Genomic DNA, 14,677 nt, shown 5'->3' on the forward strand with positions numbered 1-14,677 from the left:
TAAATTTGTTTCAAAGTGTTTGATTAATAATCGGCTATCATAGGCCATGTTCTGTCGTTGGATTCCGTTCACTTCAATCCGCACCTGACTCGTGGCTGTCGACATCCATTCCGCCGAGGGCCGGATTATCCGGCAGTTAATTCCGCTCTCCACGCTGCCGTTTAGTAAATTTGAGGCGATATGCGCGCAAATCAATATCGAATCCGCCGAAGAGGGTAAATTTTTATTTGAACGCGGCGACGAGCGTAACGAGCTGGTCTATTTGCTGGACGGCAGCGTGACCTTGCAGACCGAAGCGCTCAAGATCGAAACCATCAGCGCCGACAGCCCTTCGGCGCGGTTTGCGCTGGCGCACCAGATTCCGCGAAAGGTGAACGCAGTCGCTAATAGCAGAATTCGGTTTTTACGTTTGAATAGCGATGTGGTCAAATCGGCGCAAGACGGCAATTTCGAGGAAAACGAGAGTTTTATGGTAGTAGAAGAGGTGGAAGACAACGACGACTGGATGACGACGCTATTGAAGTCGCCGGTGTTTCGGGCGTTGCCTCCGGCCAATCTGCAGAAAATTTTGATCGGCATGCAGGAGTTGCGGGTCGAGGTCGGTGAAGTGATCGTCAGGCAGGATGACCCTGGCGACTATTTCTACATCATCAAGAAAGGCCAGTGCCAAGTCAGCCGCCGGCCGGCGCCGAACGCAAAAGAGATCAAGCTGGCCCAGCTCGGCGATCAGGATACCTTCGGCGAGGATGCGTTGATTTCCGGCGAACCGCGCAACGTGTCGGTGACCGCGCTGAGCGATGTCAGCCTGTTGCGTTTGTCCAAAGAGCTGTTTCTGACGCTGATCAAACAGCCGACGCTGAAATACATCGATTACCGGGAGGCGCAGGATTTGGTGGCGAAGGGCGCCGATTTGATCGATGTGCGCGAGCCGGACCGATACAAGCCATCGCATTTGCCGATGAGTATCAATATCCCGTTTTTTTCGCTAAGGATGCATTTGAAGACCTTGAATCGCCAACATCCGATCGTGGTGGTTTGCCAGAACGGCAGGATGAGCGAGGCGGCGGCATTCATCTTGATGCGGCATAAATTCAACGCGCTGATTTTGGCCGGCGGCATCGACGCTATCGATCCGGCCCATTTGAAAGCGCCGTCTTCTTTTCCGATCGACGATGGCGTCGAAACCAGCAATTTTCGGGAAGTATCCGGCGAAACCGGCATATCCGCCGCTAGCAGCCAAGTGTTCGCCGAGCCGTCGTCGTTACAGGACGACATGCTGAAGCTGCGCCGCTATTTGCAGCAATTTAAGACCAAGTACAATATTTTGGAAGCCGAGAAAAAGGCTTTGGAAATGAAGTATGTGTCGCTCGCCAAATACGCGGAAAGCCTGAAGGCTGAGTTGGCGGAGCTGAAGAAAGCCGACAACCGGGGCTGACCGGGTATCCCGGCCGCCCGGAGGGCTAGAAGCGGATTTATTTGATTTTGGCTTCTTTGTACATCACGTGCTTACGGACGACAGGATCGTATTTTTTGATCTCCATCTTTTCCGGCATGGTTTTCTTGTTTTTGGTCGTGGTGTAGAAATGGCCGGTGCCTTCAGTCGAAACCAATTTGATTTTGTCGCGCATTGTCTGTCTCCTTAAACTTGTTCGCCGCGGCTACGGATGTCGGCCAATACCGCATCGATACCGTTTTTGTCGATGATCCGCATGCCTTTCGAGGATACTCTCAAGCGTATCCAGCGGTTTTCGCTTTCGACCCAGAATCTGTGGTGGTGCAGATTCGGCTCAAAACGACGCTTGGTTTTGTTCATCGCGTGTGAAACGTTGTGCCCGCTCAGGGGGCGTTTACCTGTTACTTGGCATACTCTGGACATGACTACCTCAATGCGAGCTTTTGATTCAAAATAGCCGCGCTTTATATCAAAAAAACTTTTCCGGGTAAACCACAGCCCGGAAAATAAATTTGATAAAATCCGCTCCATTTCCACTTATTTCGCGTACTACAGGACTTTATGGCACTCAAACTCGGCATGGTCATGGACCCCATCGACCAGATCAATATCAAGAAAGACACCAGTTTTGCCATGTTGCTGGAAGCCCAGGCCCGCGGTTGGGAGCTGCACTATATGGAGCTGTCCGATCTGTTCATGCACAACGGTCACGCCTACGCCCGCAGCCGCTTGCTCGAAGTCAAGCGCGACGAGCGGCAATGGCATGCGTTCGGCGCCGAGCGGCAGATCGAGTTGTCCGAACTGGACGTGATCATGATGCGCAAGGATCCGCCGTTCAACCAGGAATACATCTATGCCACCTACATATTGGAACAGGCCGAACGCCAAGGTGTGTACGTGGTCAACAAACCGCAGTCTTTACGCGACGCCAACGAAAAAATGTTTACCGCCTGGTTTCCGCAATGCTGCACCGATACGCTGGTGGCTCGGGACCCGCAAAAAATCCGCAATTTTCTGGCCGAACAAGGCGAGATCATTCTGAAGCCTTTGGACGGCATGGGCGGCGCCTCGATTTTCCACGTGCGCGAGGGCGACCCTAATCTGAGCGTGATTCTGGAAACCATGACCCGCCACGGCAGTAGTTACATCATGGCGCAACGTTACTTGCCGGCGGTCAGGGACGGCGATAAGCGGATTTTGATGGTGAACGGCGAACCGGTGCCTTATTGCCTGGCGCGGATTCCGGCCAGCGGCGAAAGCCGCGGCAATTTGGCCGCGGGCGGCCGCGGCGAAGGCCGCGAATTAAGCGCGCGCGACCGCTGGATCGCCGAACAGGTCGGGCCGACCTTGCGCGAAAAAGGCTTGGTGTTCGTCGGTTTGGACGTGATCGGCGACTATCTGACCGAGGTCAATGTCACCAGCCCGACCTGCGTTCAGGAATTGGACAAGCAATTCGGCATCAATATCAGCGCGCAATTAATGGACCACATTGCCGCCCAAGTACAAGGCTGAAATGCAGGCTCCGCAATTGACGCCGACTCCGCTGTCGCAAGGCGATTCGCTGATCACGGCGCTGTTCCTGGCAGCGGTAGTTCATATCGCTCTCGTGCTCGGGATCAACTTCACGGCGCCGCAGCCGGCAAAAGTGAATAAGTCGATGGAAATCACCGTGGCGCACACGCCGCTGAAAAAAGCGCCGAAAGATGCCAAATATCTGGCCGCCGAGCATCAACTCGGCGCCGGCGAAGAAACCAAGAAACCGGAGCCGTTGCAGCATAGAGAGGCCGTGCCGCTCGCACCGCCGAGTCCGCCGCCGAAAAAAGTGCAGCCGCAACCGGCGCCGGTACCGGCAAAGCCGGTCACCGAGAAAGTCCTGGTCCAAGCCAAGGCGCCGGCCAAAGTGGCCGCCGAGCCGGAACAACCGGTGCAGACGCCGGAACCGGATGAAGTGCACGATGCCGCCCCCAAATTGTCGGCGGAAGCTCTGCAGCAGCAAATCGCGCAATTGGGCGAACGGATTCGCAATAGCCAGCAAAGCACCCAGGAATCCAAGATCAAATTCGTGCACTCGATCAGTACCCACAAATACCTGGCGGCACAGTACGTCAAGGATTGGGAGGACAAGGTTGAGCGTACCGGCAATCTGAATTATCCTGAAGCGGCACGCAAAAAAGGCGCTTCGCAGACCTTGACGATGGATGTCGGCATCAACGCCGACGGCAGTATTTACAGCATGCGGATAGTCAAATCGTCCGGTAATCCGGCGCTGGACGACGCCGCCAAACGCATCGTCAAGATGAGTGCGCCGTTCGCGGCGTTGCCGGACGAGTTGTTACGGGAAGTGAACGTTTTGGTGATCACCAGGGTCTGGAAATTCTCGGACGAAACCGGTATGACCGCACGCTAGCCTAATGAGCAATGCCATGACAGACGTAACGTATTTGAACAATCAGTTTTTGATCGCGATGCCCGGCCTGGCCGACCCGCATTTCTTTCATACCGTCACCTACCTGTGCCAGCACAATGCGGAAGGTGCGCTCGGTATCGTCATCAACCGGCCCACCGGTATGAAATTGAAAGATATTTTCGAGCAGATGGGCATCAAATCCGAAATCGAAGCGGTGTTGAACACGCCGATTTTCGCCGGCGGCCCGGTGCAGCAGGAGCGCGGCTTCGTGATACATAATGCCTGCGGACAACGTTGGGACTCCAGCATTTCCACCGCGGAAAACATTACCTTGACCAGTTCCCGCGACATCCTGGAAGCCATCGCCGAAGGCAGAGGCCCCAGCCACTACCTGATCGCGCTGGGTTATGCCGGCTGGGGTAGCGGCCAGTTGGAAAAAGAAATCGTCGAAAACGCTTGGTTGAATACGCCCTGCGGCGAAGCCATCCTTTACGAGACGCCGATCAGCCAACGCTGGAACGCCGCGGCCGGCCAGCTCGGGATCGACATCAATCGCCTGACCACGCCGGCCGGACATGGTTAAAATCGATCCGCTGGCTGCCAAATTAAGCAGCGACGCCTATCTGGGATTCGATTTCGGCAACAAAAAAATCGGCGTTGCGGTCGGTTATGCCGGCAGCGGCATCGCCAGTCCGCTGCAAACCATCCGTTCGTTAAACCAAGTGCCGGATTGGAGCCGCATCGGCCAGCTTATCGCCGAATGGCGGCCGGCCGGATTGGTGGTCGGCATTTCCCGCCAAGCCGACGGTTCCGACAATGTCGTGACGCCGCGGATGCAAAAATTCTGCCGCCAGTTACACGGCCGTTACAATCTGCCGGTACACCAGATCGACGAAGCGCTGACCACATTTGCCGCCAAACAGATGCTGTTCGACGAATTGCAACTCAGCGCGACTAAACTATGGGCGGTACAGGACCAACTTGCCGCCCAATTGATTCTGCAAAGTTGGTTTGACCGATAAATCCGGATTTAGGGCGGATGGGTTTTTGTCCTGCGCTCTATCGATAATAACTATAAGACTCTCGACCACGCCATGCCTACCGCTTCATTGAATATCGACATTCTGCTGGATAACCTGGAACTTGCCATCCGCCAGCAGATCGGCGAACGCAAACTGCATAATCCGCTGCTGATCGGCATTCACAGCGGCGGCGCTTGGGTCGCCCGCCACATGCACTTACGCTTGGGCATCAGCGAACCGCTGGGTTTGCTGGACATCACCTTTTACCGCGACGATTTTTCCCAAATCGGCATGCATCCCAAGGTCAAGACCAGCCAGTTGCCGCCGCATCTGGAAGGGCGCGATATCATTCTGATCGACGACGTGTTTTACAGCGGCCGCACCAGCCGCGCCGCACTGAACGAGATTTTCGATTACGGCCGCCCCAGCCAGGTAGTGCTGGCGGTGTTGATCGAGCGCAACGGCCGCCAAATTCCGCTGCAGCCCGATTGCCGCGGTATCCGTATCGATCTGGCCGAGGGCCAGCGGATCAAATTGACCGGTCCCGACCCGCTCGGCATCGAGATTCAGGACTTGGCCGGAGTCGCGGCATGACCCGGCATCTGCAACTGACCGAGCAAGGCAAGCTCAAGCATTTTCTGACCATCGAAGGTCTGGACCGGGAGTTGTTGACCGAGATTCTGGACACCGCCGAGTCTTTCGTCGGCATGTCCGAGCACCAGGTCAAAAAAGTGCCGTTGCTGCGCGGCAAGACCATCGTCAACCTGTTTTTCGAAAACTCGACCCGCACCCGCACTACCTTCGAGCTGGCCGCCACCCGGCTGTCGGCCGACGTGTTGAACATGGACATCGCCCGTTCCGCGACATCCAAGGGCGAGAGCCTGCTCGACACCATCCGCAATTTGGAAGCGATGCAGGTCGACATGTTCGTCGTCCGCCACGCCTTGAGCGGCGCGGCTCATTTCATCGCTCAGCAAGTGGCGCCCCACATCAGCGTAATCAATGCCGGTGACGGCCAGCACGCCCATCCGACCCAGGCCATGCTGGATATGTTCACGATCCGCCAATACAAGAAACAATTCGCGGGCCTGAAAGTCGCGATTGTCGGCGACATCCTGCATTCGCGTGTGGCGCGTTCGCAAATCCTGGCTTTAAACGCGTTGGGAGTGGCCGAAGTTCGGGTCATCGCCCCCAAAACGCTGTTGCCGGCCCAGGTCAAAACCATGGGCGTCACGCCGATCCACGACATGGACGAAGGCCTGGCCGATGTCGATGTCGTGATCATGCTGCGTCTGCAAAAGGAACGGATGAACTCGGCCTTCCTGCCCAGCGAAAGCGAATTTTTCCGCTGTTTCGGTTTGACCGAAGCCAAGCTGCAGCGGGCCAAGTCCGATGCGATCGTGATGCATCCGGGCCCGATCAACCGCGGCGTCGAGATCGCCTCCAGCGTTGCCGACGGTTCGCAATCGGTGATCCTGCAGCAAGTCAGCAACGGCGTGGCGGTAAGGATGGCGATCATGTCGATGGCCATGCAAAGCGGAGGTACGGCATGACCCCATTTCAGGACGGAAATTTTGCACCGGCAGCGGCGGTCCGCCAGGGAGGTATCGCGTGAGCAGGATCAAAATCGAGAACGGCCGTATCGTCGATCCGGCCAACGGCATCGACGCCATCGGTTCGCTGTATATCTCGGGCGGCAAAATCGTCGCCGTTGGCGCAGCGCTGGCCGATTTTGACGCGGAACAGACCATCGATGCGGCCGGCCAAGTGGTGTGTCCCGGCTTCGTCGACCTGAGCGTGCGCCTGCGCGAGCCGGGCCAGACCCAAAAAGGCAATATCCAATCCGAAACCCGGGCCGCACTCGCCGCCGGCGTGACGTCCTTGTGTTTGCCGCCCGACACCAAGCCCTGCATCGATACGCCGGCCGTGGTCGAGTACATCAAAGACAAGGCGGAGCAGGCCGGCTATGCGCAGGTTTACAGTATCGGTGCGTTGACCCAGCGCCTGGACGGCAACGAACTCAGCACGATGTTTGCCTTGAAACAGGCCGGCTGCATCGCGGTGGGCAATGCCAGCGCGCCGCTTGGCAATTTGTTGATTTTGCGCCGGGCCATGGAATACGCCAGCAGCCACAATTTGCTGTTGATGTTCCGCGCTAACGAGGCGTCGCTATCCGGCAAGGGTTGCGCCCACGAAGGCGCGGTCGCTAGCCGTTACGGCTTGCCGGGCATTCCGGAAGCGGCGGAATCGATTGCGTTGGCGCAGTGTCTGGAACTGGCCGAACTGACCGGCTGCCGGGTGCATTTCAGCCAGATCAGTTGCAAGCAATCGGTGATCAAGATCCAGCAGGCCAAAAAGTACGGTCTGAACGTCACCGCCGACGTTGCGATACATCAACTGCATCTGACCGAAAACGACATCGAACCGTTCGACAGCAACTACCACGTGATGCCGCCGCTACGCGCGGCGATAGACCGCCAATACCTGCGCGAAGCCTTGGCCAACGGCACCGTCGACGCCATTTGTTCCGACCACCAACCGCACGACCTGGATGCCAAGCTCGGCGCGTTTCCGGAAACCGAATCCGGCGTGGCGGCACTGGAAACGCTGCTGCCGTTGACGCTGGCGTTGACCGGCCAACACCGGATCGGTTTGGCGCAAGCCCTCGCCGGCCTGACCTGCAATCCGGCGCGGATTATGGGCTTGGCCGCCGGTACGCTGGCAATCGGAGCGAACGCCGACGTCTGTATTTTCGACCCCGCTCTGGTCTGGCGGGTCGAGCGCCCGGCCTGGCTCAGCGCCGGCTGCAATACGCCCTATTGGGGGCGCGAGTTGATCGGGCGCGTGACCCACACCTTACAAGCCGGACGGGTGGCTTACCGGCTGCAGCAACCCGCGGCAACCAACCGGGCCTGACCTCCGTAACCGTGACGGCGGGCAGCCCTCGCCAAGGAAGCAAACATGAGTTGCATCAAAAACCGAACCAGCAGTTCCGCATCGACCAGCATTATCGACGATTTGAAGGGCGATCAATCCTGGCGTATTTTTCGCATCATCAGCGAATTTACCGAGGGTTTCGACGAATTGTCCGGCCTGTGCGACGCGATTTCGATTTTCGGCTCGGCCCGCTTGAAACCGGAGCATCCCTACTACGCCAAGACCGTGGAAATTGCCGACCTGCTCAGCAAACAGGGCTTTGCCATCATCAGCGGCGGCGGGCCGGGCGTGATGGAGGCGGCCAATAAAGGTGCCATCGCCAACGACCAGCCCTCTATAGGGTTGAATATCGAATTGCCGATGGAACAAAAGCCCAACCCTTACCAGAACATCGCGCTGAATTTCCGTTATTTCTTCGTGCGTAAGGTGATGTTCGTGCGCTACTCGATCGGTTACGTCTGTATGCCGGGCGGTTTCGGTACGCTGGACGAATTCTTCGAAGCGCTGACCTTGATGCAGACCCACAAGGTCTACCCGATACCTTTGGTGTTGTTCGGCAGCGATTTCTGGAACGGGCTGATGGACTGGATGAAGGCGAAAATGCTCGAATACGGCACGATTTCCGAAGAAGATTTGGCGCTGATCACCGTCACCGACGACCCGCACGAGGTCGTCAAAATCATGGTTGCCCACCGCGAATGGAAAGACCGGCAACGCAAAAACTAGTCAAACCGCAACTTTTCGGACCGTTGCCGGTCCCAGACCGGCAAACTTTAAAACCTTAATCAGACATGACCGCTACCAGCCCAGATTCCTGCCAAACCGCGCTGCAACAACTCAAACACCACATCAACAGCCAAATCATCGGCCAGGAAGTCCTGGTGGAACGGATGTTGATCGCGTTGCTGGCCGACGGCCACCTGTTGGTGGAAGGTGCGCCGGGTCTGGCCAAAACCCGCGCCATCAACGTTCTCAGCCAGGGCATTCAGGCCGATTTTCACCGGGTGCAATTTACCCCGGACCTGTTGCCGGCCGATTTGACCGGCACCGAAATTTACCGGCCGCAGCTCGGCAGTTTCGAATTTCAGACCGGCCCCTTGTTTCATAACTTGATTCTGGCCGATGAAATCAACCGGGCGCCGGCCAAAGTGCAGGCGGCGTTGCTGGAAGCGATGGCCGAGCGGCAGATCACGGTCGGCAAAGCCACTTATCCGTTGCCGCAACTGTTCATGGTCATGGCCACGCAAAACCCGATCGAACAGGAAGGCACCTATCCGTTGCCGGAAGCGCAGCTCGACCGGTTTTTGCTGCACGTCAAAATCGATTATCCCGATGCGGGCCACGAACAAGCCATTCTGCATTTGGCCCGTGCCGAAGCCAGAGGCGCCTTGCAGGCCGGCGCCGCGCCGGCGGTAAAGATCAGCCAGCAAACTCTGTTCGCCGCCCGCGGCGAAGTGCTGGACCTGTATCTGGCCGACAGCCTGGAGCAATATTTGTTGCAGATCGTATTGGCAACCCGTAAGCCGGCGGCTTACGGCCAGGACCTGGCGGGCTGGATCCAATACGGCGCCAGCCCGCGGGCCAGCATTGCGTTGGATCGTTGCGCCCGGGCCAAGGCCTGGCTGGCGCAGCGCGATTTCGTCGATCCGGCCGATATCCAGGACATGGCTTACGACGTGCTCCGCCACCGGCTGATTTTGTCTTACGAAGCCGAAGCCGAAGGCATCACCGCCGACTATGTGGTCAAGGAACTGATCGCCAGAATCGCCGTGCCCTGATGAATGCGCAACCAACGGCCGACAACCCGCGGGTGGCCGTCTCTCTAAAAGCGTTGGTCGATCTGGCCAAACCGGCCGCTGCAATCAGCCTGGGCCATGCCAACATCCGCGCGGCGCAGAGCGGCAATTACCTGTCGCATCTGAAAGGGCGCGGCATGGCATTCGACGAAACCCGGCTGTACCAGCCCGGCGACGACGTGCGCCGCATCGACTGGCGCGTCACCGCCCGCACCGGCAAACCGCACAGCAAGATTTTCAAGGAGGAACGGGAGCGGCCGATGTTCATCGCCGTCGATTACCGGGCGGCGATGGCGTTCGCTACCCGCGGCGTATTCAAATCGGTGCAGGCCGCTCGTCTGGCGGCGTTGCTGGCTTGGGCCGCACTACAGCAGGGCGATCGCATCGGCGGCCAGATTTTCAGCGAAGCCGGTTGCCAGGAGATCCGGCCGCAAACCGGCAAACCGGCCTTGCTGCGTTTTTTGAATGCCCTGGTAAAACCCGCCTATAGCGGCGATCCGGCCGCTACGCTCGACCTGCCGTTGTCCCGGTTGCTGCACCACGCCCACCCCGGCAGCCGGGTCTATATCCTCAGCGACTTTCGCGGCCTGAACCCCGCCGCCGAGCGGCATCTGGCCAATTTGGCCAAGCACTGCGAAGTGGTCCTGGTTCACATCGCCGATCCGCTGGAAATCAGCCTGCCCGGCAAGGGTCGCTACCGGTTTACCGACGGCTTGCGGGAAATCCTGTTCGACAGCGGCGACCGGCAACGGGCGGAGGCTTACCGGCAACGTTTCGCCGACCGCCGCCGGTTGTTGCAAAAGTTGTCCAACCAATTGCGCCTGCTGTTGATTCCCTGCAGCACGCAGCAAGCGGCGCTGGACGTACTGACCGGTGCCCGGCCGCAATACCGCTAGCGTTTTAGAACGACCATGCCCGCTTCCCAGAATCTGTTACGTTCCGCCAATCTGGCCGCCCCGGCGCTGCGGGCACGGCAAGCCGGATTTATGCGGCCATGGCATTTCGCCGGCGGTATCGGTTTGCTGGCGGCCGCGATTTTTCTCGGCGGTTGGTTGGGGATGAAATTGGTGATTCCGCCCGGTTATTCCAGCCCGCTATGGCCGCCGGCCGGGATTGCATTGGCCGCGCTGCTGATATTCGGCCGCCGGTTCTGGCCCGGCATCTGGTTGGGGGCGCTGCTGAACGAACTGGCCACGGCTGCGAGTTTCTCCGGCCAATTGGACTCCGCCGCTATTGCCGCCGCGTTGCTGATCGCCAGCGGCAGTACCCTGCAAGCCGTGGTCGCGTCCGTGTTGTCCGAAAAATACCTGCAGCCGGGCCTGCCGAAGTTGGAGACGCCGGGCGCCATCCTGGCGTTTTTCGTGTTGGCCGGTCCGCTGGCCTGTTTGACCGCACCCAGCGTTGGTGTCGCCACCCTGTACGGCCTGGATTTGATGCCCGGCGACGAGTTGCAGAACTCCTGGCGCAACTGGTGGATCGGCGACAGCTTGGGGGTGATGGTGATCGCGCCGTTGCTGTTTTGCGCCTGCGGCCGGCCGCAGGCGTTGTGGCGGGCGCGGCGCTTGAGCGTGGCTTTGCCGCTGCTGGGAACTTTGCTGGCGCTGGTTTTAGTGTTCATGCAGGTGTTTCGCGCCGAGCAAACCCGGATCCAGCAGGCCTTCGACAATCGGGCAGCGGCCATCGAAACGCTATTGGTGGAATATACCACCCATGTCGTCGACAGCAGTCTGGCGTTGCGGGATGTGTTTCTGGCGTCCAGCGATGTCAGCCGCGCGGAATTTGCCGTGTTCGCCCGCGGCATTTTGGAACGGCATCCGGAAATCCAGGCCTTGGAATGGTTGCCGCGCATCCGCCTCGAGCAACGCGCAGCCTTCGAAGCCAAAGTACAGCAAGAAGGCTACGCCGGCTTTCGCATTACCGAGCGCGGCGCCGACGGCGGTTTGGCGCCGGCCGCCGAACGCGCCGAATATTTTCCGGTGGCCTACGTCGAGCCGATGGTCGGCAACGAAAAAGCGTTCGGCCTGGATTCGCTTTCCAATCCGCTGAGCAAACTGGCCAAGGACGAGGCCCGCGCCACCGGCAAGCCGACCGCGTCGGCCGGCCTCAGTCTGATGCAGGTCAACGGCTCGGCGCCAGGCGTATTGGTGTCGATACCGGTGTTCAAGGCGGCGGCCGGCGTTAGCGGCCAGGATTTTGCCGGTTTCGTATCGGCGGTGATTTTGCCGGCGCGGATGGTGGAAGTCGTTACCAAGGGGCTGAACACGCAATCGTTGGACATCAGTATCGAAGATACCGCCGGTACCGGCGTGCATAAGGAACTGTTTGCCAAGCGTCTGCCGGCCACGGTAAGGCAAAATTACGCGCTGCGGGATTGGCAGCGCATCTTCAAGTTCGTCGACCGCGATTGGCGGGTGACGATCTCGCCGAGCAGCCTGTTCATCAACGAACAGGGTTCTTCGGTGCTGTGGGTGACCTTGCTCGGCGGGCTTTGTTTCACCAGCTTGATGAACATCATGCTGTTGATCGTCAGCGGCCGTACCGCCGCCGTCGAAGCTTTGGTCGAACAACGCACCCGCGATCTGGAAACGGCGGTGGCCGAACAAAAAGCCGCGGCGCAACAGGCGCAGGAGTCGGAGCTGAAATTGCGCACTATCGTCGAATCGCAACCGGAATGCGTAAAACTGCTGGCGCGCGACGGCAGCCTGCTGCAGATGAACCGGGCCGGCCTGGACATGATAGAAGCCGATAGCTTGCAACAGGCGCAGGATTGCCGGTTGGAAGATCTGGTTGGCGCCAAATACCGTAGCCAATTCAAGAAATTGATCCGCCGCGTCTTCGCCGGGGCTTCCGGCACGCTGGAATTCGAAATCACCGGTTTACGCGGCGGCCAGCGCTGGCTGGATACCCATGCCGTGCCGATGCGCGATGCCGACGGCAACATTACCGCCTTGCTCGGCCTGTCGCGCGACATTACCGAGCGCAAATTGGCCGAGGACGATTTGAAACTGGCCGCCCGCGTATTCAGCGCAGCCCACGAGGGCATTTTGATCACCGACGCCGCCGCCAACATCATCGACGTCAATCCGACGTTTTGCGAGATTACCGGATACAGCCGGGACGAAATCGTCGGCAAAAATCCAAGCATTCTGCAATCCGGCAAATACGGCCCGGAATTCTATGCCGAGATGTGGCGCGAGTTGCGCCAGCACCAGCATTGGCACGGCGAATTGTGGAACCGCAAGAAAAACGGCGATTTATATGCGGAATGGTTGACGATTTCGGCGTTGTGCGACAGCGACGGCCACATCACGCATTACGTCGGCCTGTTTTCCGACGTGACCCAGGCCAAACAGCAGCAACAGCTTTTGGAGTTGGTGGCGCATTACGACCCGCTGACCCGCTTGCCGAACCGGATATTGTTCGCCGACCGTCTGAGCCAGGCTATCGCCCACAGCAAGCGGGACAAGTCGCTGCTGGCGATCTGCTTTCTGGATCTGGACGGTTTCAAACCGGTCAACGACGTGTTCGGCCACGACGTCGGCGACCGGGTGCTGGTGGAAGTGGCGGAGCGCATCAAAAATGCCATACGCGAGGAAGACAGCGTGTCGCGCCACGGCGGCGACGAATTTGCGTTGCTGCTGCGCGATATCGACACGCTGGAGCAATGCGAGCAGGCCATTCGGCGCATTCACCAGGCGATTTCCGAACCGTTCGCCATCGACGGCCAGCAAGTCACGGTCGGCGCCAGCAGCGGCTATACCTTATATCCGCTGGACGATGCAGATCCGGACGGCCTGTTGCGTCACGCCGACCACGCCATGTACCAGGCCAAATTGGCCGGCAAGAACCGCTGCCAGTTGTTCGATGCGACCCAGGACCAGCAGATCATGCATCGCCACCAGCAATTGCGCGATATCGAAGCGGCCTTCCTCAACGGCGAAATGTGCCTGTATTACCAGCCCAAAGTCGATATCAAGCGCGGACGGGTGGCCGGGGTCGAGGCGCTGATCCGTTGGTTGAGCCCGCAACGCGGCATGGTGCCGCCGCTGGATTTTTTGCCGGCCATCGCCTCCACCGATCTGGAAATCCGCATCGGCAATTGGGTGATCGAGCAGGCCTGTCGCGACCTGGCGGCCTGGCGGGCGCAGGGGTTGAAGTTGGAAGTCAGCGTCAATATTTCCTCTTACCACTTGCTGTGGCCCGGGATTCAGGACCATATCGCCGGCATCTTGCGGCAACATCCCGAGGTTCCGGCGCAAGCCTTGCAGCTCGAAATTCTGGAAAGCACTGCGTTGGACGATTTGGGCGCCGTGAACCGCATCATCAAGAATTGCCGGGAACAACTCGGCATCAGCGTGGCGCTGGACGACTTCGGCACCGGCTATTCGTCGCTGACCCATTTACGGCATTTATCGGTCGATACCGTCAAAATCGATCAGACCTTCGTTCGCGACATGCTGGACGACCCGGACGATTACGCCATTATCGACAGCGTGATCGAGCTGAGCCAGGCTTTTAACCGTAAGGTGGTTGCCGAAGGCGTCGAAAGCCAGGAGCAGGGCGTCGTACTGTTGTTGCTGGGCTGCCGGCTGCTGCAAGGTTACGCGATTGCCAGGCCGATGCCGGCCGCGCAGATCGCCGAGTGGGTCGCCGGGTACCGGCCTTTCGCCGACTGGAATTTCTATGCCAATGCCGAGTTGACGCCGGAACAGACCATGATCGCGATCCGGCGCTGCGATGCCCGGCAATGGTTGCAGCGGGTGCGGGATTGCCTGTACGGTGCCGGGCAGAAGCCGGCGCCGGCCTGGCCGATCATGGATCGCAAACGCACCCATCTCGGGCGCTGGCTGCGTCAGGCCAAGCAGGAGCGGCAATACGCCGAGGATTGGCTGGAACGGCTCCAGCAATTGCAGCACGATTTGCACAGCCAAGCCGACCGCTTGAAGCATCGGTACGATGCCGGCGAGTTGGCGGCAGCGCAAGCCGGGTTTGCCGATTTGCAGGCGCTACAACAGGAAATCGACGAACGCCTGATCCTGTATACTCAACTTCCCTGAATTCG

At 58.9% G+C, this 14,677-nt stretch carries 14 protein-coding genes; 12 read left to right on the plus strand and 2 right to left on the minus strand.

What is annotated here, in order from left to right:
- Positions 1–91 precede the first annotated feature (91 nt).
- Complete coding sequence (locus tag MKFW12EY_RS01860) at positions 92–1,435, plus strand: cyclic nucleotide-binding domain-containing protein (RefSeq protein ID WP_054762383.1); 1,344 nt, start codon at positions 92–94, stop codon at positions 1,433–1,435.
- Between the two features lie 37 nt (positions 1,436–1,472).
- Here the strand turns inward: MKFW12EY_RS01860 and rpmG are convergent, their stop codons facing one another.
- Together rpmG and rpmB are read right to left on the minus strand one after the other, a co-directional pair.
- The gene (rpmG, locus tag MKFW12EY_RS01865; RefSeq protein WP_054762382.1) at positions 1,473–1,628 is read right to left on the minus strand and encodes a 50S ribosomal protein L33; all 156 of its coding nucleotides are present in this window, start codon (positions 1,626–1,628) and stop codon (positions 1,473–1,475) included.
- Positions 1,629–1,639: 11 nt separating this feature from the next.
- On the minus strand, positions 1,640–1,876 hold the full coding sequence (gene rpmB, locus MKFW12EY_RS01870) for a 50S ribosomal protein L28 (RefSeq protein WP_054762397.1): 237 nt from the start codon (positions 1,874–1,876) through the stop codon (positions 1,640–1,642).
- Positions 1,877–2,014: 138 nt separating this feature from the next.
- Between rpmB and gshB the strand changes: the two genes are divergently transcribed.
- The 11 genes from gshB (at position 2,015) to MKFW12EY_RS01925 (ending at position 14,672) form a co-directional block, all read left to right on the plus strand.
- On the plus strand, positions 2,015–2,965 hold the full coding sequence (gene gshB / locus MKFW12EY_RS01875; protein ID WP_054762380.1) for a glutathione synthase: 951 nt from the start codon (positions 2,015–2,017) through the stop codon (positions 2,963–2,965).
- A 1-nt stretch (position 2,966) separates the two neighbouring features.
- Positions 2,967–3,860 carry an energy transducer TonB gene (locus MKFW12EY_RS01880; protein ID WP_064029831.1) on the plus strand — a complete coding sequence of 298 codons (894 nt, stop codon included), beginning with the start codon at positions 2,967–2,969 and terminating at the stop codon, positions 3,858–3,860.
- A gap of 16 nt (positions 3,861–3,876) precedes the next feature.
- Positions 3,877–4,443, plus strand: coding sequence for a YqgE/AlgH family protein (locus tag MKFW12EY_RS01885; protein ID WP_054762395.1), 567 nt, complete (start codon positions 3,877–3,879; stop codon positions 4,441–4,443).
- Positions 4,436–4,882 carry a Holliday junction resolvase RuvX gene (ruvX, locus tag MKFW12EY_RS01890; protein ID WP_054762377.1) on the plus strand — a complete coding sequence of 149 codons (447 nt, stop codon included), beginning with the start codon at positions 4,436–4,438 and terminating at the stop codon, positions 4,880–4,882. The genes MKFW12EY_RS01885 and ruvX overlap by 8 nt, the downstream gene beginning before the upstream one ends.
- Before the next feature lie 72 nt (positions 4,883–4,954).
- Positions 4,955–5,476, plus strand: coding sequence for a bifunctional pyr operon transcriptional regulator/uracil phosphoribosyltransferase PyrR (pyrR, locus tag MKFW12EY_RS01895; RefSeq protein WP_054762375.1), 522 nt, complete (start codon positions 4,955–4,957; stop codon positions 5,474–5,476).
- Positions 5,473–6,435, plus strand: coding sequence for an aspartate carbamoyltransferase catalytic subunit (locus MKFW12EY_RS01900; protein WP_054762374.1), 963 nt, complete (start codon positions 5,473–5,475; stop codon positions 6,433–6,435). The genes pyrR and MKFW12EY_RS01900 overlap by 4 nt, the downstream gene beginning before the upstream one ends.
- A 58-nt stretch (positions 6,436–6,493) precedes the next feature.
- A complete protein-coding gene (locus tag MKFW12EY_RS01905; protein ID WP_221053913.1) occupies positions 6,494–7,798 on the plus strand; it encodes a dihydroorotase in 1,305 nt (434 codons plus the stop codon).
- 45 nt (positions 7,799–7,843) lie between these two features.
- The gene (locus tag MKFW12EY_RS01910) at positions 7,844–8,545 is read left to right on the plus strand and encodes an LOG family protein (protein ID WP_221053914.1); all 702 of its coding nucleotides are present in this window, start codon (positions 7,844–7,846) and stop codon (positions 8,543–8,545) included.
- Positions 8,546–8,610: 65 nt separating this feature from the next.
- Complete coding sequence (locus MKFW12EY_RS01915) at positions 8,611–9,597, plus strand: AAA family ATPase (protein WP_064029825.1); 987 nt, start codon at positions 8,611–8,613, stop codon at positions 9,595–9,597.
- A complete protein-coding gene (locus MKFW12EY_RS01920; RefSeq protein WP_054762372.1) occupies positions 9,597–10,511 on the plus strand; it encodes a DUF58 domain-containing protein in 915 nt (304 codons plus the stop codon). The genes MKFW12EY_RS01915 and MKFW12EY_RS01920 overlap by 1 nt, the downstream gene beginning before the upstream one ends.
- A 15-nt stretch (positions 10,512–10,526) precedes the next feature.
- Positions 10,527–14,672, plus strand: coding sequence for an EAL domain-containing protein (locus MKFW12EY_RS01925; RefSeq protein WP_221053915.1), 4,146 nt, complete (start codon positions 10,527–10,529; stop codon positions 14,670–14,672).
- The last annotated feature ends 5 nt before the right edge of the window (positions 14,673–14,677 follow it).

The organism is Methylomonas koyamae, assembly GCF_019669905.1.
Lineage (GTDB): Bacteria > Pseudomonadota > Gammaproteobacteria > Methylococcales > Methylomonadaceae > Methylomonas > Methylomonas koyamae.

What these genes read in the sequence shown, in the direction of transcription:
- rpmG (WP_054762382.1), bottom strand. Translation starts at nt 1,628, where the DNA reads ATGCGCGACAAAATCAAATTGGTTTCGACTGAAGGCACCGGCCATTTC.
- rpmB (WP_054762397.1), bottom strand. Translation starts at nt 1,876, where the DNA reads ATGTCCAGAGTATGCCAAGTAACAGGTAAACGCCCCCTGAGCGGGCAC.
- gshB (WP_054762380.1), top strand. Translation starts at nt 2,015, where the DNA reads ATGGCACTCAAACTCGGCATGGTCATGGACCCCATCGACCAGATCAAT.
- MKFW12EY_RS01880 (WP_064029831.1), top strand. Translation starts at nt 2,967, where the DNA reads ATGCAGGCTCCGCAATTGACGCCGACTCCGCTGTCGCAAGGCGATTCG.
- MKFW12EY_RS01885 (WP_054762395.1), top strand. Translation starts at nt 3,877, where the DNA reads ATGACAGACGTAACGTATTTGAACAATCAGTTTTTGATCGCGATGCCC.
- ruvX (WP_054762377.1), top strand. Translation starts at nt 4,436, where the DNA reads ATGGTTAAAATCGATCCGCTGGCTGCCAAATTAAGCAGCGACGCCTAT.
- pyrR (WP_054762375.1), top strand. Translation starts at nt 4,955, where the DNA reads ATGCCTACCGCTTCATTGAATATCGACATTCTGCTGGATAACCTGGAA.
- MKFW12EY_RS01900 (WP_054762374.1), top strand. Translation starts at nt 5,473, where the DNA reads ATGACCCGGCATCTGCAACTGACCGAGCAAGGCAAGCTCAAGCATTTT.
- MKFW12EY_RS01910 (WP_221053914.1), top strand. Translation starts at nt 7,844, where the DNA reads ATGAGTTGCATCAAAAACCGAACCAGCAGTTCCGCATCGACCAGCATT.
- MKFW12EY_RS01915 (WP_064029825.1), top strand. Translation starts at nt 8,611, where the DNA reads ATGACCGCTACCAGCCCAGATTCCTGCCAAACCGCGCTGCAACAACTC.
- MKFW12EY_RS01920 (WP_054762372.1), top strand. Translation starts at nt 9,597, where the DNA reads ATGAATGCGCAACCAACGGCCGACAACCCGCGGGTGGCCGTCTCTCTA.
- MKFW12EY_RS01925 (WP_221053915.1), top strand. Translation starts at nt 10,527, where the DNA reads ATGCCCGCTTCCCAGAATCTGTTACGTTCCGCCAATCTGGCCGCCCCG.